This window comes from Sphingomonas prati, from assembly GCF_014643515.1.
Taxonomy (GTDB): domain Bacteria; phylum Pseudomonadota; class Alphaproteobacteria; order Sphingomonadales; family Sphingomonadaceae; genus Sphingomonas_R; species Sphingomonas_R prati.
This window is the reverse complement of record NZ_BMJP01000005.1, coordinates 44,587-62,661: the sequence shown is the minus strand read 5'-3', so window position 1 is coordinate 62,661 and position 18,075 is coordinate 44,587. Positions and strand designations below refer to the sequence as shown.

17 protein-coding genes are annotated in these 18,075 nt (G+C 69.4%); 9 read left to right on the top strand and 8 right to left on the bottom strand.

Going from position 1 to position 18,075, the window contains the following annotated elements; translation table 11 throughout:
* Nucleotides 1–82 precede the first annotated feature (82 nt).
* The 3 genes from IEX50_RS14275 to IEX50_RS14265 all read left to right on the top strand — a co-directional run bounded on the left by IEX50_RS14275 (nucleotide 83) and on the right by IEX50_RS14265 (nucleotide 2,422).
* Entirely contained in the window at nucleotides 83–991 is a 909-nt protein-coding gene (locus IEX50_RS14275; RefSeq protein WP_157177074.1) for a LysR family transcriptional regulator, read from the top strand.
* A 115-nt stretch (nucleotides 992–1,106) separates the two neighbouring features.
* Nucleotides 1,107–1,628, top strand: a complete 522-nt coding sequence (locus tag IEX50_RS14270; RefSeq protein WP_157177075.1) for a (R)-mandelonitrile lyase — start codon at nucleotides 1,107–1,109, stop codon at nucleotides 1,626–1,628.
* Nucleotides 1,629–1,666: 38 nt separating this feature from the next.
* A complete protein-coding gene (locus IEX50_RS14265) occupies nucleotides 1,667–2,422 on the top strand; it encodes an SDR family NAD(P)-dependent oxidoreductase (protein ID WP_157177076.1) in 756 nt (251 codons plus the stop codon).
* A gap of 54 nt (nucleotides 2,423–2,476) precedes the next feature.
* Here the strand turns inward: IEX50_RS14265 and IEX50_RS14260 are convergent, their stop codons facing one another.
* Nucleotides 2,477–2,956 carry a DUF5694 domain-containing protein gene (locus IEX50_RS14260; RefSeq protein ID WP_157177077.1) on the bottom strand — a complete coding sequence of 160 codons (480 nt, stop codon included), beginning with the start codon at nucleotides 2,954–2,956 and terminating at the stop codon, nucleotides 2,477–2,479.
* A gap of 183 nt (nucleotides 2,957–3,139) precedes the next feature.
* Between IEX50_RS14260 and IEX50_RS17685 the strand changes: the two genes are divergently transcribed.
* Together IEX50_RS17685 and IEX50_RS14250 are read left to right on the top strand one after the other, a co-directional pair.
* Nucleotides 3,140–4,849: a M28 family peptidase gene (locus tag IEX50_RS17685; RefSeq protein ID WP_157177078.1), complete on the top strand. Its 1,710-nt coding sequence runs from the start codon at nucleotides 3,140–3,142 to the stop codon at nucleotides 4,847–4,849.
* Between the two features lie 95 nt (nucleotides 4,850–4,944).
* Complete coding sequence (locus IEX50_RS14250; protein ID WP_157177079.1) at nucleotides 4,945–5,979, top strand: zinc-binding alcohol dehydrogenase family protein; 1,035 nt, start codon at nucleotides 4,945–4,947, stop codon at nucleotides 5,977–5,979.
* Here the strand turns inward: IEX50_RS14250 and IEX50_RS14245 are convergent, their stop codons facing one another.
* Entirely contained in the window at nucleotides 5,980–6,132 is a 153-nt protein-coding gene (locus IEX50_RS14245) for a hypothetical protein (RefSeq protein ID WP_157177080.1), read from the bottom strand.
* Between the two features lie 131 nt (nucleotides 6,133–6,263).
* Between IEX50_RS14245 and IEX50_RS14240 the strand changes: the two genes are divergently transcribed.
* Nucleotides 6,264–6,956 carry an NnrU family protein gene (locus IEX50_RS14240; RefSeq protein WP_157177081.1) on the top strand — a complete coding sequence of 231 codons (693 nt, stop codon included), beginning with the start codon at nucleotides 6,264–6,266 and terminating at the stop codon, nucleotides 6,954–6,956.
* A 58-nt stretch (nucleotides 6,957–7,014) separates the two neighbouring features.
* On the opposite strand, the gene yghU is transcribed toward IEX50_RS14240, so the two are convergent.
* From yghU to IEX50_RS14220, 4 genes are all read right to left on the bottom strand, one after another.
* The gene (yghU, locus tag IEX50_RS14235; protein WP_157177082.1) at nucleotides 7,015–7,881 is read right to left on the bottom strand and encodes a glutathione-dependent disulfide-bond oxidoreductase; all 867 of its coding nucleotides are present in this window, start codon (nucleotides 7,879–7,881) and stop codon (nucleotides 7,015–7,017) included.
* Nucleotides 7,882–7,975: 94 nt separating this feature from the next.
* On the bottom strand, nucleotides 7,976–8,314 hold the full coding sequence (locus tag IEX50_RS14230; RefSeq protein WP_157177083.1) for a hypothetical protein: 339 nt from the start codon (nucleotides 8,312–8,314) through the stop codon (nucleotides 7,976–7,978).
* A gap of 95 nt (nucleotides 8,315–8,409) precedes the next feature.
* Nucleotides 8,410–9,159 (bottom strand): ethanolamine ammonia-lyase subunit EutC, encoded by a 750-nt coding sequence (eutC, locus tag IEX50_RS14225; protein ID WP_157177084.1) that lies wholly within the window; start codon nucleotides 9,157–9,159, stop codon nucleotides 8,410–8,412.
* Nucleotides 9,152–10,552, bottom strand: coding sequence for an ethanolamine ammonia-lyase subunit EutB (locus IEX50_RS14220; protein WP_157177085.1), 1,401 nt, complete (start codon nucleotides 10,550–10,552; stop codon nucleotides 9,152–9,154). The genes eutC and IEX50_RS14220 overlap by 8 nt, the downstream gene beginning before the upstream one ends.
* Nucleotides 10,553–10,691: 139 nt before the next feature.
* Between IEX50_RS14220 and IEX50_RS14215 the strand changes: the two genes are divergently transcribed.
* Complete coding sequence (locus tag IEX50_RS14215) at nucleotides 10,692–13,229, top strand: penicillin-binding protein 1A (protein WP_157177086.1); 2,538 nt, start codon at nucleotides 10,692–10,694, stop codon at nucleotides 13,227–13,229.
* Nucleotides 13,230–13,562: 333 nt separating this feature from the next.
* On the opposite strand, the gene IEX50_RS14210 is transcribed toward IEX50_RS14215, so the two are convergent.
* A complete protein-coding gene (locus IEX50_RS14210; protein WP_157177087.1) occupies nucleotides 13,563–14,363 on the bottom strand; it encodes a hypothetical protein in 801 nt (266 codons plus the stop codon).
* Nucleotides 14,364–14,589: 226 nt separating this feature from the next.
* Nucleotides 14,590–16,056, bottom strand: coding sequence for a S41 family peptidase (locus IEX50_RS14205; RefSeq protein ID WP_157177088.1), 1,467 nt, complete (start codon nucleotides 16,054–16,056; stop codon nucleotides 14,590–14,592).
* Nucleotides 16,057–16,226: 170 nt separating this feature from the next.
* On the opposite strand from IEX50_RS14205, the gene prfB reads away from it, so the two are divergent.
* Together prfB and IEX50_RS14195 are read left to right on the top strand one after the other, a co-directional pair.
* Nucleotides 16,227–17,354 carry a peptide chain release factor 2 gene (prfB, locus tag IEX50_RS14200; RefSeq protein WP_157177089.1) on the top strand — a complete coding sequence of 376 codons (1,128 nt, stop codon included), beginning with the start codon at nucleotides 16,227–16,229 and terminating at the stop codon, nucleotides 17,352–17,354.
* Nucleotides 17,354–18,067: a class I SAM-dependent methyltransferase gene (locus tag IEX50_RS14195; RefSeq protein WP_157177090.1), complete on the top strand. Its 714-nt coding sequence runs from the start codon at nucleotides 17,354–17,356 to the stop codon at nucleotides 18,065–18,067. The genes prfB and IEX50_RS14195 overlap by 1 nt, the downstream gene beginning before the upstream one ends.
* The last annotated feature ends 8 nt before the right edge of the window (nucleotides 18,068–18,075 follow it).

The window sequence follows — 18,075 nt, the reverse complement described above, 5'->3', positions numbered from 1 at the left end:
CGGTGCCGGTCAATGGCTATGCGTACGATGAGCGTTGTTCAGCGCGGTTGCCAATCCGGGCGGGCCGCGTCACCCTGCCGTGATGCAGATAAGCCGAACGGACCTAGCGGACTTCAGCTACTTCCTGGCCATCGCGCGGCATCGCAGCTTTCGGCGGGCGGGGCTGGAACTGGGCGTCAGTGCGTCGGCGCTCAGCCATTCGCTGAAGGGGCTGGAGGGGCGGCTCGGCGTGCGGTTGTTGAACCGCACCAACCGGAGCGTCACGCTGACGGCGGCGGGCGAGGAACTGCTTGCCGGCATCGGGTCCCCGTTCGAGGCGATCGGTGCGGCGGTCGAGGGGCTGAACCGCTACCGCGCGGAGCCGATGGGCAGGATCCGCCTGAACGTGCTGGAACATGCGAGCGCGTTGCTCCTCGGTCCGGTCATGCCGGTGTTCGTCGAGCGCTATCCCGACATCGCGGTCGACGTGACGGTCACCAATCACCTTGTGGATGTGACCGCGCAGGGGGCGGATGCCGGCATCCGATATGGCGGAACCGTGCCCGAGGACATGATCGCGCAGGCGCTGTCCGGCGATATCCGCTGGGTCGTGGTCGGCGCGCCGGGCTACCTCGATCGCTTCGGCACGCCCGATCATCCGCAGGCCTTGCTCGACCATCGTTGCCTGCGGATCAGGCTGGGTGACGACAGCCTCTATCGCTGGGAGTTCGAGCGGGAGGGCGAGGCGCTGGCGATTGACGTGCCGGGTGCGATCACGCTGGACGACACCCCGTTCGCGCTCGATCTGGCGGTCGGCGGGGCCGGCCTCGCCTATCTACCGGAGCCGTGCGTTACGTCGCGCGTGGAGCAGGGGGCGTTGCGCGTCGTGCTGCCCGACTGGGCACCGATGGGGGCGGGGTTCCACATCTATTATTCCAGCCGCCGGCAACTGCCGACCGGGCTGCGCCTGCTGATCGACCTCGTTCGCGAGTTGCGGCCGCTCGAGCTCTGACCTGCGACGATGAGAAGGGCTCATCGTTGCATCAAGCCGGCGGGCGCTTTCCGGGACTCGCAATCGCGCCATATGGAAGCTGTGCCACGGGGTACATGCCCGGAAGGATGGCGCGATGAAGCTGTCTGCATTGTCTCTGCCGCTGCTGCTGGTCGCCGCGGCGTCCGTAGCCGATGCGCAGGGCGCGCGGCATCCAGGTACCGGATCAGGCGAAGGAGCCGCGAAGATGGACGTCACACGCAAAGCCGACATGAAGACGATCGCCGGACCGGCGGACTGGTTCACCGGCATGGTCACGATCAGCGGCCAGTTCCAGCGCGACGCGCCGTCGCGCGTTGGCGGCGCGATCGTCCATTTCGAGCCCGGCGCGCGCACCGCGTGGCACACGCACCCGCTGGGCCAGACGCTGATCGTCACGGAGGGCGTCGGCTGGACGCAGGTCGAGGGCGGTCAGGTCGTCGAGTTCCGGGCCGGCGACCAGCTGTGGTGCCCGGCGGACCGGAAGCACTGGCACGGGGCAACGCCCACCACGGCGATGACCCATATCGCTATCCAGGAATCGCAGGACGGTTCGCCCGTGACCTGGCTGGAGCATGTCACCGACGCGCAATATCTGCACGGTCCCGCCAAGCGCTGAGCGCCGCATTTCTCCATCGACACCACGAGGTTATCGCCATGTCCGACGCCCATCGTTTCACCGGCAAGGTCGCGTTCGTGACCGGCGCGGGCAGCGGGATCGGCCGCGCGACCGCGGTTGCGTTCGCCGCGGAGGGGGCGCGGGTCGCGATCCTCGACCGGAGCGAGGCGGCGTTGGGCGACACCGCCGACGCGGTCCGGCAGGCGGGTGGCGAAGTGCTGGTCATCGCCTGCGACGTGGCGCAGCCGGAGCAGGTCGAGGCGGCGGTCGGGCGCGTGGTGGAGACGTTCGGACAGCTGGACATCGCGTTCAACAATGCCGGCGTCGAAAACAAGGCGGCGCCGGTCGCGGAGATCGCGCTCGACGAGTGGGACCGCATTCTCGACATCAACCTGCGCGGGACGTTCATGTGCATGAAGCACGAACTGGCGCAGATGGTGCGGCAGGGCGGCGGGGTGATCGTCAACACATCGTCCGGGGCCGGGGTCCGCGGCGTGGCGGGCGGCGCGGCCTATGCGGCGTCCAAGCACGCCATCATCGGCCTGACCAAGTCTGCGGCGCTCGACTATGCCAGGCAGAATATCCGCGTGAATGCGGTCCTGCCGGGCAATATCGAGACCCCGATGATGGACCGCTTCACCGGCGGCGACATCCAGAAGGCGATCGATCTGGAACCGGTGGGGCGGCTCGGCAAGCCGGAGGAGATTGCCGATGCCGTCCTGTGGATGAGTGCGGACCTGGGGGCGTTCGTGACCGGGGCGGCGATCTCGGTCGATGGCGGCTGGTCGCTCTGACGCGGGGCCGCGGGGCCGCGGGGGTCACGGTTCGGGCGCGACGGTCGCGCGTGTTCAGCAGGTCGGCTTGCCGGCGGGTGGTAGGTAGCGCAGCACGTCGACCAGTGTGAAGCGACCGGACTCGACGGCATTGCTGCGCAGCATCGGGCCGTGGCCGGCGCCGAAGACCGCGACGGTGCGATCGCCCGGCGCACCGCCGACATGGAGCAGGTTGGCGTAGATCCGCAGGTTGCGAGCGTACCATGCGCCGACCCAGGCCGCGCCGGGATTGCGCGCCGTGTCGCCGAACGTGGCGAGCGCGAAATAGGGCATCGTCGGCCGCGTCGTGCCGGCTGTATCGTTGTAACTGCGCACCCAGTCGGCGATCGAATGGCAACGCTGGAACGCGCCCTTGGCGTCCGCTTCGTTCGCGATATCGTGCGCCGGGTTGGCGAGGTGGGGCATGCCGACGATCATCAGCGCAGGCCTTTGTTCGGCGGCCCCCGCCGTCGGTGCGCCGACCGCGAGTGCCGCCATGAGTAGAAGCGTCGTCATTGCCGTCCCTCCCCGTTCGGTGCCGCCGCGCCGACGACCGGGTTCCTTGCCGTATCACTACACCAACACGGTAGGGCAGGTTCGGCGGGATCGCAACAGGGTCCGTTCCGCCGTTCGCCGGACGGACGGATTGCGTCCGGTCGCGTCCTGCGACAGTCTGGATGGAGCAGCAGGGGTGACGGCATGGGCAGATGGTGGGCGGCGCTTGCGGCGTTGGTCGGGGCGGTCTCGCTGGCGGTGATCGGTACGACGCCGCCGGCCCCGCGGGCGGCGGATGCGCCGCGAGGCGCGTTCTCAGCCGGGCGCGCGATGGCGGACGTGCGTGCGATCGGGCGTGCGCCGCATCCGACCGGGAGTGTCGAGAATGCGCGAGTGCGCGGCCATCTGATCCAGCGGCTGGGCAGTATGGGCCTGACGGTGCGGGCGAGCGGCACGGCGATGAGCCAGGCGGCGGCGGAACGGATCGCGACGCGGACCGGGGCGGCGATCGTGCGACCGCAGGTGGTGAACGTGGTGGCGACGCTGGCGGGGCGCGACCGGACGCGGCCGGCGGTGTTGCTGATGGCGCATTATGACAGCGTGTTCGGATCGCCCGGTGCGGCGGACGACGCGGCCGGCGTGGCGACCGCGCTGGAGACGGTGCGCGCGGTGGTGGCGGACGGGCAGCCGGCGCGCGACCTGATCGTGCTGCTGACCGATGGCGAGGAGGCCGGGCTGGAGGGGGCGAACGCGTTCTTCGCGGGCGATCCGCTGGCCGGTCGGGTCGGCGTGATCGTCAACATGGAGGCGCGCGGCGGCGGCGGGCGGGCGTCGATGTTCGAGACGGGCAACGACAATGGCGCGATGATGCGGCTGTTCCAGGACGCGGTGCCGCGGCCGGTGGGCACGTCGCTCAGCGTCTATATCTACCGGCATCTGCCCAATTCGACCGATTTCACGCCGGCAAAGCGCGCGGGTTATGCCGGATTTAACTTCGCGTTCATCGGGCGGGCAGGGCTGTATCATTCGCCGCTCGCGACGCCCGCGCGGCTCGACCAGGGCGCGGTGCAGGACATGGGCGGGCAGGTGCTTGCGCTGACCCGCGCGCTGCTGGCGGTGGCGGTGTTGCCGGGGAAGGCGCCGGACCGGAGCTTCTTCGATGCGTTCGGATGGGTGCTGGTGGCGTATCCGGCGGAGTTCGGCTGGGTGTTGTTCGGGGCGACCGCGCTGCTGTTTGGGGCGGCGGCGTGGCGCGAGCGGGGCGGACCGGACGTGCTGCGCGGCGCGGGGGCGACGCTAGCGCTGATCCTGCTGTCGGGCGGGCTGCTGTACCTGGTCAACCTGGTGTCGGGCGCGGACGGGCCGGTGAACTATTATGATCGGCTGGCGGCGATCCCGCGGTTGCAGGTGCAGGCCGGGTTGCTGTGCGCCGCGGCGCTGATCGCGGTGTGGGCGGGGCTGGCGGCCGAGAGGCGGTCGATCGCCGGGCTGGCGGCGGGGGCGGCGTTGCCGATGCTGCTGATCGGCGGGGTCGCGCAATGGGTGGCACCGACCGTGTCAGGGGTGATCCTGTGCCCGCTGCTGCTGGCCGCGATCGCCGCGGTGGCGCGTGCGTTTGGCGGGGCGCGGGCGGGCGCGATCGTGGGGATCGCGGCAGCGGCGATCGGCGTCGGGTTCCTGTTCGCGCTCGGCTTCTTCCTGATGCAGGCGGTCGGGCCGGATATGCCGTTCGTGGCGGCGGTGCCGCTGGCGCTGGTCGCGGCGTTGCTGTGGCCGCTGATGCCGGCGGTGGTGGAGCGGCGGCCGGCGTTGCGGGTCGCCGGGGTGCTGGTGTTGCTGGCGGTGGGGATCGCGTTGTGGGTCAGGCTGGATCCGGTCGCGGAGAGTGTCGCGACGTTCAGTCTGGCGCGCTGATCGGGCGTGTTTGGACCGGTTGAGGGTCCGGTGTCTGGCATTTGGTGCGCCGGTTTCTACATGCGGCGGACCCATTACCGAACGGAGCCTGCCCCATGCGCGCCATTGCCTACCGCCAGCCCGGCGCGATCGATCGTCCGGATGCGCTGATCGACATCGACCTTCCGCAGCCCGTGGCGACGGGCCGTGACCTGCTGATCGCGGTGGAGGCGGTGTCGGTGAACCCGGTCGATGCCAAGGTCCGGGGCGGCGCGGCCCCGTTCGACGGGCGGTCTGAGCGGATCCTGGGCTGGGATGCGGCCGGCGTGGTCGCGGCGGTCGGGCCGGACGTCACGGCGTTCAAGGTCGGCGATGCGGTATGGTATGCGGGGTCGCTGGTCCGCGACGGGAGCAATGCGGAATATCAGCTGGTCGACGAGCGGATCGTCGGCCGCCGTCCGCGGAGACTGACGGCGGCGGAGGCGGCGGCGCTGCCGCTGACCGCGATCACCGCGTGGGAAGTGTTGTTCGACCGGTTGCGAGTGAGCGACGGCGTGGCCGGTGGCGGGGCGGGAACCATCCTGATCATCGGCGGCGCGGGCGGGGTCGGATCGATCGCGATCCAGATCGCGCGGGCGCGGACCGACCTGACCGTGATCGCGACCGCGTCGCGCCCCGAAACGCGGCAGTGGGTGCAGGATCTGGGGGCGCATCACGTGATCGACCATGCCCGGCCGCTCGCTCCGCAGATCGCCGCGCTCGGCATCGACGCGCCGGCGTTCGTGTTTTCGACGACCCATACGGATCGTCACCTGTCGGACATCGCCGAACTGATCGCGCCGCAGGGGCGTTTCGCGCTGATCGACGATCCCGCCGGCCTCGACATCGTGGCGTTCAAGCGCAAGTCGGTGTCGGTCCATTGGGAGCTGATGTTCACCCGTTCGCTGTTCGAAACCGCGGACATGGCCGAGCAGGGCCGCGTGCTCGATACGGTCGCGGAGCTGGTCGATGCCGGCGCGATCCGCACCACGCTGACCGAGACGATGACGCCGATCGATGCGGCCAGCCTGATCGCGGCGCATCGGCAGATCGAAAGCGCCACGACGCGCGGCAAGATCGTGCTGGCGGGCTGGGGCGCGGACGCCGCCTGATCATCGCGATCGGATCGGGAGGAGCAGGTCCGGCAGTGCGGAAAGGTCCTGAAGCACGGCGTCCGGCTGCCAATCGGGGTTCGGCGGTTCGCCCTCCCGATCGATCCAGACGGAGCGGATGCCGCGTTCGTGGCAGACCTTCAGGGATGGCATGGAGCCCGATCGTGCGCGCCGGTCATGCCGCGGCGCGCGGGTTGCGGCAAGCCGGGGGAGCGGACCAAAGGGCCGGTGGCCTGATCCGCCGGATGGTGGCAGGATCGTCGGCATTATCGGGGGGACAAGCAATGACCGGGTCGATGGCCGTTCTGGCGACGGCGGCCGCATTTGTCGGCACGCATTTCGTGATGTCGCATCCGCTGCGGCGCCCGCTGGTCGACGCGCTGGGGGAGAAGGGGTTTCAGGGCGTGTATTCGCTCGTGGCGTTCGCGACGTTCGGGGCGATGGTGTGGGCGTACCGGGCGGCGGAAATTACCGCGCCGCTGTGGGCGGTCGGCGATGGGTTGTGGGCGGTGTCGAGCGCGCTGATGCTGATCGCGTCGGTCCTGCTGCTGGGCTCACTCGTCCGCAATCCGGCGCTGGCGGGGGCAGCGGTCGACGCGGGCACGGCGGAGGCGCGCGGGGTGTTCGGCGTGACGCGGCATCCGATGATGTGGGCGTTCGCGATCTGGGGCGTCTCGCACATCCTGATCTACCCGGTGGCGAAGAACATCGTGCTGTCGGGTGCGATGATCGTGCTGGCGCTGGTCGGTGCGGCGTTGCAGGATCGCAAGAAGGCGGCGCTCGATCCGCAAGGCTGGCCCGCGTGGGAAGCGCGGACGAGCTACCTGCCGTTTGCGGCGATCCTGGCGGGGCGGGCGCGGTTCGGCGGGTTCGGGATGCATGCGCTGGGCGGTGGTCTGGTGACGTGGCTCGCCGCCACCTGGGCGCATATTCCGCTGGCGGGGTGGCCCGCGGGGATCTGGCGCTGGATTGGTTGAAGGCCAGCGGCGTCGCGCGGGCGTCGATCGGTTGGACCGACGCCCGGCAGACTCGTCGTTAGTCGTTCGACAGCTTGTCCTGGGTGCGGGTGTCGAAGTCGCCGGCGTCGTGACGTTCATGGAGCTGGCTCGATGGCTCGCCCATCACACGGTTGACCATGCGGCCGCGCTGCACGGCGGGGCGGGCGGCGAGCTGATCGGTCCAGCGTTGGAGGTGGCGATAGTCCTGCACCTGGAGGAATTCGGCCGCGCTGTAGAGTTCGCCCTGTGCCAGCTGGCCGTACCAGGGCCAGATCGCCATGTCGGCGATCGTATAGTCCGGGCCGGCGATGAATTCGGTGTCCGCCAGTCGGCGGTCGAGCACGTCGAGCTGGCGCTTGGTTTCCATGGCGTAGCGGTTGATCGCATATTCGATCTTCTCCGGCGCATAGGCGTAGAAATGGCCGAAGCCGCCGCCGACGAACGGGCCGCTGCCCATCTGCCAGAACAGCCAGGAGAGGCATTCGGCCCGCGCCGGACCCGCCGTGGGGAGAAACGCGCCGAACTTTTCCGCGAGATACAGCAGGATCGCGCCAGATTCGAAGACGCGCACGGGTTCCGCGCCGCTATGGTCGGCAAGCGCGGGGATCTTGGAATTCGGGTTGAGTTCGACGAAGCCGCTGCCGAACTGGTCGCCTTCGCTGATGCGGATCAGCCAGGCGTCATATTCGGCGCCCGCATGGCCGGCGGCGAGCAGCTCCTCGAGCATGATCGTGACCTTGACGCCGTTCGGCGTGCCCATCGAATAGAGCTGGAGCGGATGCTTGCCGATCGGCCGGGGCTGATCACGCGTGGCGCCGGCGATCGGGCGGTTGATGCTGGCGAAGCGGCCACCGCTTTCGGTGTCCCAGGTCCAGACGGCGGGGGGTGTGTAGGCGTTGGTCATGGTCGGTCTCCGGTGAAGGCAGAACGGGGAACGCGGGCGGCGACGTATGGGCACCAACGATGGTCCGATCGCGTCGGTGCGGACCGGGCGGTGGTCAGCGCTGTTTCTTCGATTGCGTCGCGGTGAAATCGGGGTCCTTCTTCGCCACCCAGTCGACGAACTTGCGCACCGCCGGGTCAGCCAGCAGGCCGTCCACATCCATGCCGTGCCGTTGCAGTTCGGTGTTGGTGAAGTTCGCGACGATCGTCTGCTGACAGATCGGGTGCATGGGCACGACGTCGCGCCCGCCCCGGCTTTTCGGGACGGGATGGTGCCAGACGACGATCTTGCCGGTGGGCCGGCCGCAGAGCCAGCAGGGCGGGACCGGTTCGGGCGCCGCGTCGTCCTGCGACAGGTCTTCGTTGGCGGAATGTCTCGTTTGCTTGCGGGCCATGCGTCTACCTGATTCCGTTCTGCATGCCGCCTAGCATGGCCGGGCGGCGGCATCACGCCCGTCGACGCCGCGTCGATAGCGGGCGGGCCTGCGGATCAGCGCGGCGGGGCGGCGTCCGGCAACCTGTCGCCGGCGAAATCCTTGAGCAGCACGCCGGTCCGGCCGGCATCGCGGGCGGCGCGGCAGAGCGTGGCGATCTCGTCCGCGGCATTGGCATAGTCGAGTCCGTTGGGCGGGTGGATGTTCGAGACGCAGTTGCGTTCGTTGTCGCGACGGCCACGCGCGGGGGCCCAGGTGATGTAGGCGCCGACGCTTTCGGCCGAACTGAGCCCCGGACGCTCGCCGATCAGCACGACGACGATCTTCGCGCGCAAGGCGGCGCCGATCTCGTCGCCGATCGCGACGCGCGCCTGACGCGCCACGACGATCGGCGCGACGGTCCAGTGGGGCAGCCGTTTGAGCAGCGCCGCGATCAGGGCGCAGGCGTGTCGTTCGACCGCGACCGCGGACAGGCCGTCCGCGACGACGATGGCGAGGTCGGGCTCGCCCGCGGGCAGCAGTGCTGCGTCGTCGGGGTGGAGCCGGCGGCCAAGGTCTGGGCGGTGGAGGTAGCAGGTGCGATCCACGGCGCGGCTGCGCACGTCGATGACGGCGTGGCCGGCGATGGCGATCGCACCGATCGGCAGCGCGGCGTGGACCGCGTCGCGCGCGCGGGCGTGGGCGAGCTGGAAATCGAGCATCGGCCGGGTCGGCAGCGCGGCGCCGACCCGGCCGAGACCGACGCGCGCGATCGTCAGCGAGCGGAGCCGGGCGGCAAGATCGAGCGGGGCGGGGGGATCAGCCAAGGAGCGCCGTCAGAGCGGGTATGCTTTGGCTTGCAAGCGCAGTGCCGCCTGTGTCGCTCAATCGGCCGGCCGGGTCGGTCAATCCGACCTTTGCCAGCCAGGCCTCGAACTCCGGCGCGGGCCGCAGCCCGAGGACCTGCCGGGCATAGAGTGCGTCGTGGAAGCTGGTCGATTGATAGCCGAGCATGATGTCGTCCGCGCCCGGAACGCCCATGATGAAACTGACGCCCGCGACGCCGAGCATCGTCAGCGCCGTGTCCATGTCGTCCTGATCCGCCTCGGCATGGTTGGTGTGGCAGATGTCGAGCCCCATCGGCAGGCCCATGAGCTTGCCGCAGAAATGATCCTCCAGCGCGGCGCGCAGGATCTGCTTGCCGTCGTAGAGATATTCGGGGCCGATGAAGCCGACCACCGAATTGACGAGCAGCGGCCGGTATGCGCGGGCGACCGCATAGGCGCGGCATTCGAGCGTCTGCTGATCGACCCCGTGATGCGCATCGGCGGACAGGCAGGAACCCTGGCCGGTTTCGAAATACATCACGTCGTGACCGACCGTACCGCGGGCTAACCCAAGCGTCGCGTCCTGCGCCTCGTGCAGCAGCGCAAGGTCGATCCCGAAGCTGCGGTTGGTGGCCTCCGTGCCGGCGATCGACTGGAAACACAGGTCGACGGGCGCGCCGCGGCGGACGAGTTCGATCGTGTTGGTGACATGCGTCAGCACGCAGGACTGCGTCGGGATGGCGAGCCCGTCGCGGATCTCGTCGATCATCGCGAGCAGCGTGGCGACGCGCGCGACGGAGTCGCCGGCCGGGTTGATGCCGATGACCGCATCGCCGGCCCCCATCAGCAACCCGTCGAGGATGGACGCGGCGATCCCGGTCGGGTCGTCGGTCGGGTGATTGGGCTGAAGCCGGACGGAGAGTCGGCCGGTGAGCCCGATCGTGTCGCGGAAGGCGGTGACGACCTGGATCTTGCGCGCGACCGCGACGAGATCCTGGTTGCGCATCAGTTTCGACACCGCCGCCGCCATTTCGGGCGTGATGCCACGCGCGCACGCCGCGATCGCCGCGCCGTCGGTCGTGTCGGCGAGCAGCCATTCGCGCAGCGCGCCGACCGTCATCGAGGCGAGCGGCGCGAAGGCGGCGGTGTCGTGCGTGTCGACGATCAGCCGGGTGACCTCGTCCGTTTCGTAGGGGATGATCGGTTCGGTGAGGAAGGTGGTCAGCGGCAGATCGGCGAGCAGCCAGCGCGCGGCGACGCGTTGTTCCGCGCTGTCGGCCGCGACGCCGGCCAGTGTATCGCCCGACCGCAGCGGGGTCGCGGCGGCGAGGACATGCGCCAGCCCGTCGAAACGGTGCCGCGTGCCGGCGAGATCGATGTGGCGTGCGGACATGGGTGGCCTCGGTTTCAAAGATCCTGACCGATGTCGCGCGGGATAGCCAGTGCGGACGATGCCGGCGCCTGCGGGGGGCGTTCGGGCGAAATCTGCCCCGTCTGGTAAAGTCTGGCAGGGTCCCCTAGACCGGCGCGCGATGGACGAGACAGCGGAATCGATGCACGTGCGGTTGCGGCGTGGGCCCGGCCATATGCGGGCGCTGTTCGCGCGGCGCTGGGTGCGGGTGCTGGCGGTGCTGGCGCTGCTGGCCGGCGTGGCGGCGGGCGGGTTCTGGATGGTGTTCGCGCGCGACCTGCCGTCGGCGGAGAGCCTGCTGGCCTACGAGCCGGCGCTGCCGACCAACGTGCGCGATATCAACGGGCAGCCGGTCTATGCGTTCATGCGCGAGCGGCGGGTCGAGCTGTCGTTCGACGAGTTTCCGAAGGTGCTGGTCGGCGCATTCCTGTCGGCGGAGGACAAGACGTTCTTCGAACATGGCGGGATCGATTACCTGGCGTTCGGCAACGGCGTGTTCGAATATCTGACCAAGATGGGATCGGGCGAGCGGGCGCGGGGCGGATCGACGATCACGCAGCAACTGGCCAAGATCCTGCTGGTCGGGGACGAATATTCGCCGGCCCGCAAGATCCGCGAGGCCATATTGGCGCGGCGGATCGAGGCGGCGCTGACCAAGCAGCAGATCCTGGAACTGTACCTCAACCAGATCTTCCTCGGGCGGAACGCTTATGGCGTGCAGTCCGCGGCGCGCGCCTATTTCGACAAGGATGTCGGGCAGCTGACGTTGCCGGAGGCGGCGTATCTGGCGGTGCTGCCCAAGGCGCCGTCGACGCTGACGCCCGAACGCCATGCGGACCGGGCGCTGGCGCGGCGGGGCTATGTGCTGCGCCAGATGGAGGCGAACGGCTATATCACCGCGGCGCAGCGCGCGGAGGCGGATGCCGCGCCGCTCGGCACGGTGGCCAAGGCGCGCCCGCCGAAGCGGCCGGCGGGCGGATATTTCCTGGAGGATGTGCGCCGCGAGCTGATCGCCAAATATGGCGAGAAGTCCGACAAGGGGCCGTACAGCGTCTATGACGGCGGGCTGTGGGTGCGGACCTCGCTCGACCCGAAGGTGCAGAAGGCGGCGGAGGACGCGCTGCGCGACGGGCTGATGCGGTATGACGCCGGGCGCGGGTGGCGCGGGGCGATCGCGACGATCGACGCGGGCGATCTGGGCGCGGGCGGTGCGTGGCGCACGGGTCTGGTGCGCGCGAATGTCGGCGTCGGGTATGACGACTGGCGCGCGGCGGTGGTGCTGGACAAGGCGGGCAGCGCCGCGACGATCGGGTTCACCGACGGATCGACCGGCACGTTACCCGCCTGGGGCGCCGCCATGCCGCGCCGCGGGATCGGCGGGACTGCGTTCCGATATATGAAGGCGGGCGACATCATCGCGGTGAAGCGCCAGGGCGGCGACTGGGTGTTGCGCAACATCCCCGAAGTGTCGGGCGCGATGGTGGCGGAGGACCCGCACACCGGCCGCGTGCTGGCGATGCAGGGCGGGTTCGACGAACGCGGCAATGATTTCAACCGCGCGACGCAGGCGATGCGGCAGCCGGGATCAAGCTTCAAGCCGTTCGTCTATGCCAGCGCGCTGGACGCGGGGATGACGCCGGCGACGAAGATCATGGATGCGCCGTTCTGCGTGTACCAGTCCGCGCGGCTGGGGCGGAAATGCTTCGTCAATTTCGGCGGTGCGCGCGGGGCGGGGCTGCAGACGATGCGCTGGGGCGTGGAGCAGTCGCGCAACCTGATGACGGTGCGCGCGGCATCGCAGACCGGCATGAACAAGATCGTCGCGACGGCCAAGGCGATGGATATCGGTACCTATCCCGCGGTGCTGGCGATCTCGCTGGGCGCGGGCGATACGACGGTGGCCAAGCTGACCAACGCCTATGCGATGCTGGCGAACCAGGGGCGGTCGCTGAAGCCGACGCTGATCGACCTGATCCAGGACCGGCACGGCAAGACGATCTTCCGCGCTGACATGCGGCCGTGCGAGCGGTGCAACATGAAGGACTGGGACGGCAAGCCGATGCCGCGCCCGCGAGTGCGGACGAAGCAGGCGATGGACGCGATGACCGCGTACCAGACGGTGCATATCCTGGAAGGCGTGGTGCAGCGCGGGACCGCGACGACGCTGCGTGACCTGAACCGTCCGCTGTTCGGCAAGACGGGAACGTCGACCGGGCCGACCAACGTGTGGTTCGTGGGCGGATCGCAGGATCTGGTCGCCGGCGTGTACATGGGCTTCGACAAGCCGCGGCCGATGGGCGGCTACGCGCAGGGCGGAACGCTGGCCGCGCCGATCTTCAAACAGTTCGCGAAGGTGGCGATGGCGGACATGCCGGTCGTGCCGTTCAAGGCGCCGCCGGGGATCCGGATGGTGCGGATCGACCGGCGATCGGGTCGCAAGGTCTACGGCACGTGGCCGACGAACGACCCGCTGGCGCCGGTGATCTGGGAAGCGTTCAAGCCGGAGAGCGAGCCGCGGCGGTCGATCCGGCGGTCTTCGCTCGCGGCGCGCGGGCGGCCGAAGGATCCCGTGGCGGCGGAGGCGGAAGCCGCGACCGCGCGGCGGGCGCAGCGTGCGAAGGATGCGGACTTCATGGAGCGGCAGGGCGGGATTTACTGAGGGTCCGCTCGTTGGGTTGATCGGGAACTGCGCGCGGTTCTCGACAGGCTCGAACTGAACGGGGTTGGGGGTTTTGGCCTAGACTAAAGGCTTGGGGCTCGCACCTAGCCTAAGCGCGTGCTGACTTTCCCCGGAGGTGAGCGGTGAGGCACGGTCGGCTTCTCGGCTTCGCTCGAAGGGGCGCTCGACTTCGCTCGGGTAGGACGGGGTTGGGGGCAGCTTCTTGGATGACGCGGGGCTTTACCTCCCCCCGTTCGGTTCGAGCTTGTCGAGAACTGCGCGAGTTCTCGACAAGCTCGAACCGAACGGATTTGGGGGGCGCCGACCGAGCGGTTACTCGTACTCGACCTTCCAGCGGTCGATCTGGAGGTGGCCGAAGCCGGCCATGGGTTCGGCGCCAATCGCGATGCCGGTGAACCATTCGGTGCCGGTGACGAGCTTTTGCGCCTTCAGCCAGCGGAGCGCGGCGAGGATGTCGAGCGTGCCCTTGGCGACCGGGGCGTTGTCCGTGGGCAGGAACAGGACGTATTTCTCGTTGAGCGATGCTTTCCATTCGCGCCCGGCGGCGTCGCGGTACTGGCCGATGGGCTTGCCGCTGTCGGCGAAGGCGATCGTGCGGGGCGGGGCGGAGAGGAGGAAGCCGATTTCGAGCAGCTTGGATTCGCTGTCGGCCGGATCGGAGCGCAGGTAGAATTCGGTGAGGACGTTGGCGCGGCCGAGGCCGGTGCTGGTCCAGGCGAAATCGTGGCGCAGCGTGCGGATGCGGTCGATCTGGCGCGGGGGCACGGGCGTTTCGGGCGGGCCGCCGTCGTAATTGCCGTAGGCGATGAAGTCATAGGCCCAGACGCCGGCACCGCGCGGCGCGTGCGGCGGCCAGCGCCAGTGCATCGCGGTGTTGTTCGGGAAGCGCGCGGGGTCGATCCGCATCGTGTCCGCATAGGTCGCCCAATAGCGGTAGAGCGGGTCCGCGTCGCCGCCCCAGGGCTGGGCATAGGCGGTGTAGGGCCCCTTGTGGAAATTGGTGCGCGCGGCGACCACGAGGCGGTCGCCGCCCCAGGCCGGGTAGCGCGCGAAGACGAAGAGCAAGGCGAGGACGGCGAGCAGGCCGATGCCGAGACGGCGGATAACGGTCACGCGATGTCCTTGTCGAAGAGGGGCGCGGGGTGCGGTGACGTGTCTAGGGGGATCGGCGCGGGCGGACAATGCGGGTGTGGTGGAGCTTGGGTTGGGGAGTGGCGGCGGGACCGGATCCATCCTCCGTTCGGTTCGAGCTTGTCGAGAACTGCGCCGGGTTCTCGACAGGCTCGAACCGAACGGAGGGTGGCGCTTGAACTGGCCGGGGTTTGGAGGCGGCGGCGTATCAGAACAGGCCGGGGACCTCGCGTTGGGCGGTGTCGGGTTTTGCGGGGATCAGGAGTTCGCGGTCGGTGGCGAGGCTGCGTGAACCGATGCCGCTGGCGGTCGCGGCGGTGATGCGGGTGCAGGGGCGGCCGGCGAGGAAGTCGAGCGCGCGAGCGGTGCTTGATTCGCGGGGGTCGCCCATCGGGAAGGCGATGTCGTCGTTGGCGGCGCAGCTGGCCTCCACCGTCGTGGCGAGGCCGTCATAATAGGCGGCGGAGCGCGCGCTGTTCTGGACCGCGATGGCGACCACGCGGAGCCGATCGTCGCAGGCCGGGCGATCGAGCGCGATCTGGCCGACCGGCTTGCCGTAGGTGTTGCCGCCGATCAGCGCGGCGCGGTTGCGCAAATAGGGCGTGAAGGCGTTGATGACGAGTTCGCTGGCCGACGCGGTGCCGCCCGTGCCGATGAACGCGACGCGCGTCGGGGCGACCGATTCGGCCACCGTGCGGAAATAGCGGACGGTGTCGTTGGTAGCCTTTTCCGGGCGGAAGGCGGTGTAGCCCTGCACATCGCTGACGGTCCGGTCGCGGCCGAGCAGATCGACGAGGTTTTCGGCGACCGAGATGAGCCCGCCGCCATTGTAGCGCATGTCGACGATGATGTCGGTGATGCCCTGTGCCCGGAAATTGGCGAAGGCGGTGCGAAGCGCGGGATCGGCGCTGGAGATGAAGGTGCGCAGGTTGACGTAGCCGACGCGGCGGTCGCCGTCGTTGAGGATTTTTGCGCCGTAGCGGCTGGAGACGGGCGCTATGTCATATTCCGTCTTGGTCAGCGTGACGAGGCGCGTTCCGGCCGGGCCAGTGACCTGGAGCGTGCGGACGAGGCCGGGCGTGTTCGGCCCGAGCGCGACGCCGATCGGATCGGCCCCGCCGAAGTTGTAATATTCGCGGACCGGGCGGAGCGGCGTATCGCCAGACCCGATGGCAAGGATTTCGTCGCCGCGTTCGATGCCGCCGCCGGCCGCCGGCGTGCCTTCGAAGGTTTCGGCGATGAACAGGCGGCGCGCGGCGGTATCGCCCGACAGGCGGAAGCCGAACCCGGCGCTAGACCCGGTGGCGTAGAACGCGTCCTCGCCCTTGATTGAGGTGAGGTAGGTGAAATAGCGGTCGCGGCGCTGGCCGCGCGCGGTGGCGGTGAGCGCGTCGACATAGGTATCGACCGAGCTGTAGGGCGTGGGATCGAGGCTGGCCGGCAGCGTTTCGGGGAACAGATACCATTCGCGCAGCTGTGCCGCGGCCCAGTCCTGCCGTTCGCGCAGCGAGCAGCCGGTGGAGGCGACCGGGGTCGGGGTGGGCGTGGGCGTGGGGGTCGGCGTTGGCGTCGAAGTGGGCGCCGTGCCGCCGGTGACGGGTGCGCCGCCGCCGCCGCCGCACGCGGACAACAAAGCCGCGACAGACAACACGACACCCGAACGCCGATACCGCATGACAAACCCCCCCGGAATATTGCGGTGATCCTAATATGTTCCGGGCGATACGCCAGCCGGAAAGCGGGCGCGCCACGTCGCGGGTTGCGGAACGGCGTGCATGTCCCCTATTTGCTTGGGATTGCGCGGCGGTCCCGATGGGGCGGCCGCGACCGTACCGGAGAATCGTCATGCGCGCCGAAGCGCAAGCCCACGCCGACCAGATCAATGCCGCATTGGCGTTGTTGCGCCGTTTCCTGGACTGGGACCGGGCGCTGCGGCGGCTGGAGGAGCTGAACAACCGCGTCGAGGACCCGACGTTGTGGAACGACCCGAAGGCCGCGCAGGAGGTGATGCGCGAACGCCGCCGGCTGGACGAGGCCGTCAACGCGACGCGCGCGATCGAGGGCGAGCTGGCCGATACCAGCGAGCTGATCGAGATGGCGGAGGCCGAGGGCGACGGCGCGATGGTCGACGACGGCGTCGCGAGCCTGGCCGCCCTGGCCGAGCGCGCCGAGCGCGACAAGGTCACCGCGCTGCTGGCGGGCGAGGCGGATGCCAACAACAGCTATATCGAGGTGAACGCCGGCGCGGGCGGGACCGAGAGCCAGGACTGGGCGGGGATGCTGAGCCGCATGTACACGCGCTGGGCCGAGCGGCGCGGCCTGAAGGTCGAACTGATCGACCATCATGCGGGCGAGCAGGCGGGGATCAAGTCCGCCACGATCCTGGTGAAGGGCGAGAATGCCTATGGCTACGCCAAGACCGAGAGCGGCGTGCATCGGCTGGTGCGGATCAGCCCGTACGACAGCGCGGCGCGGCGCCACACGAGCTTCGCCAGCGTCTGGGTGTATCCGGAGGTCGACGACGACATCGACATCGAGGTGCTGGACAAGGACCTGAAGATCGACACGTACCGCGCGTCCGGGTCGGGCGGGCAGCATGTGAACACGACCGATTCCGCGGTGCGCATCACCCATATCCCGACCGGGATCATCGTGGCGTGCCAGAACCAGCGGTCGCAGCACAAGAACAAGGCCGAGGCGCTGAAGCAGCTGAAGGCCCGGATGTACGAGCGCGAGCTGGCGATCCGCGAGGCGGCGGCCGACGAGGGCTATGCCGCCAAGACGGAGATCGGCTGGGGCCACCAGATCCGGTCCTATGTGCTGCAACCCTATCAGCTGGTGAAGGACCTGCGCACCGGCGTGACGTCGACCGCGCCGGGCGACGTGCTGGACGGCGATCTCGACAAGTTCATGGCGGCGGCCCTGTCGCAGCGCGTGACGGGCGAGGAAGTGGACGTGGAGGACGTGGAGTGATGCGGACGACCGCAAGCCTGGGCCTGTTGCTGATGGTCGCGGCATGCGGTGCGGCGAGCCCGCCGGCCGCGGGCGACACGAAGGTGAAGCCGTCCGAATTCCCGACCGCGCACCGCCCGGTGGCGGCGATCGTGTCCGACCGCTGGTCGAACGAGGAGGAACGCGACCGGCTGCGCGAGGCGGGGACGGTCATGGACTATAGCGGCGTGCGCAAGGGCATGACGGTCGCCGATATCGGCGCGGGCGAGGGATATTACACGATCCGCCTGGCGCAGCGCGTGGGCCCCGACGGGCGCGTGCTGGCCGAGGATATCCTGCCCGCGGTGCGCGACAAGCTGGCCGAACGCGTGACGCGCGAGGCGCTGGACATGGTGAGCGTGAAGCTGGGCACGCCGGCCGATCCCAAGCTGCCCGAGAACAGTTTCGACCGGGTGTTCCTGGTCCACATGTATCACGAGATCGCGTCGCCCTACGAATTCCTGTGGCATTTGCGGCCTTCGCTGCGCGCCGGGGGGCGGGTGGTTGTGGTCGATGCCGACCGTCCGACGCAGAACCACGGGACGCCGCCGGCGCTGCTCGACTGCGAATTCGCTGCGGTGGGCTATGTCCGCGTGGAGCGCCGGCCGATGCCGTCGGCGGGCGGGTATCTGGCGATGTACGAGGCACGCGGGGCCCGGCCGGAGCCGGCGGCGATCAAGGCTTGCGAGGGCTGAGGCCGGGC

Bases quoted from the DNA above. Each gene is read 5' to 3' on its own strand.
- IEX50_RS14265 (WP_157177076.1), top strand. From the start codon at position 1,667: ATGTCCGACGCCCATCGTTTCACCGGCAAGGTCGCGTTCGTGACCGGC.
- IEX50_RS14215 (WP_157177086.1), top strand. From the start codon at position 10,692: ATGGACGAGACAGCGGAATCGATGCACGTGCGGTTGCGGCGTGGGCCC.
- IEX50_RS14260 (WP_157177077.1), bottom strand. From the start codon at position 2,956: ATGACGACGCTTCTACTCATGGCGGCACTCGCGGTCGGCGCACCGACG.
- IEX50_RS14205 (WP_157177088.1), bottom strand. From the start codon at position 16,056: ATGCGGTATCGGCGTTCGGGTGTCGTGTTGTCTGTCGCGGCTTTGTTG.
- IEX50_RS14250 (WP_157177079.1), top strand. From the start codon at position 4,945: ATGCGCGCCATTGCCTACCGCCAGCCCGGCGCGATCGATCGTCCGGAT.
- IEX50_RS14245 (WP_157177080.1), bottom strand. From the start codon at position 6,132: ATGCCATCCCTGAAGGTCTGCCACGAACGCGGCATCCGCTCCGTCTGG.
- IEX50_RS14220 (WP_157177085.1), bottom strand. From the start codon at position 10,552: ATGTCCGCACGCCACATCGATCTCGCCGGCACGCGGCACCGTTTCGAC.
- IEX50_RS14275 (WP_157177074.1), top strand. From the start codon at position 83: ATGCAGATAAGCCGAACGGACCTAGCGGACTTCAGCTACTTCCTGGCC.
- IEX50_RS17685 (WP_157177078.1), top strand. From the start codon at position 3,140: ATGGGCAGATGGTGGGCGGCGCTTGCGGCGTTGGTCGGGGCGGTCTCG.
- IEX50_RS14240 (WP_157177081.1), top strand. From the start codon at position 6,264: ATGACCGGGTCGATGGCCGTTCTGGCGACGGCGGCCGCATTTGTCGGC.
- IEX50_RS14270 (WP_157177075.1), top strand. From the start codon at position 1,107: ATGAAGCTGTCTGCATTGTCTCTGCCGCTGCTGCTGGTCGCCGCGGCG.
- prfB (WP_157177089.1), top strand. From the start codon at position 16,227: ATGCGCGCCGAAGCGCAAGCCCACGCCGACCAGATCAATGCCGCATTG.
- IEX50_RS14230 (WP_157177083.1), bottom strand. From the start codon at position 8,314: ATGGCCCGCAAGCAAACGAGACATTCCGCCAACGAAGACCTGTCGCAG.
- yghU (WP_157177082.1), bottom strand. From the start codon at position 7,881: ATGACCAACGCCTACACACCCCCCGCCGTCTGGACCTGGGACACCGAA.
- IEX50_RS14195 (WP_157177090.1), top strand. From the start codon at position 17,354: ATGCGGACGACCGCAAGCCTGGGCCTGTTGCTGATGGTCGCGGCATGC.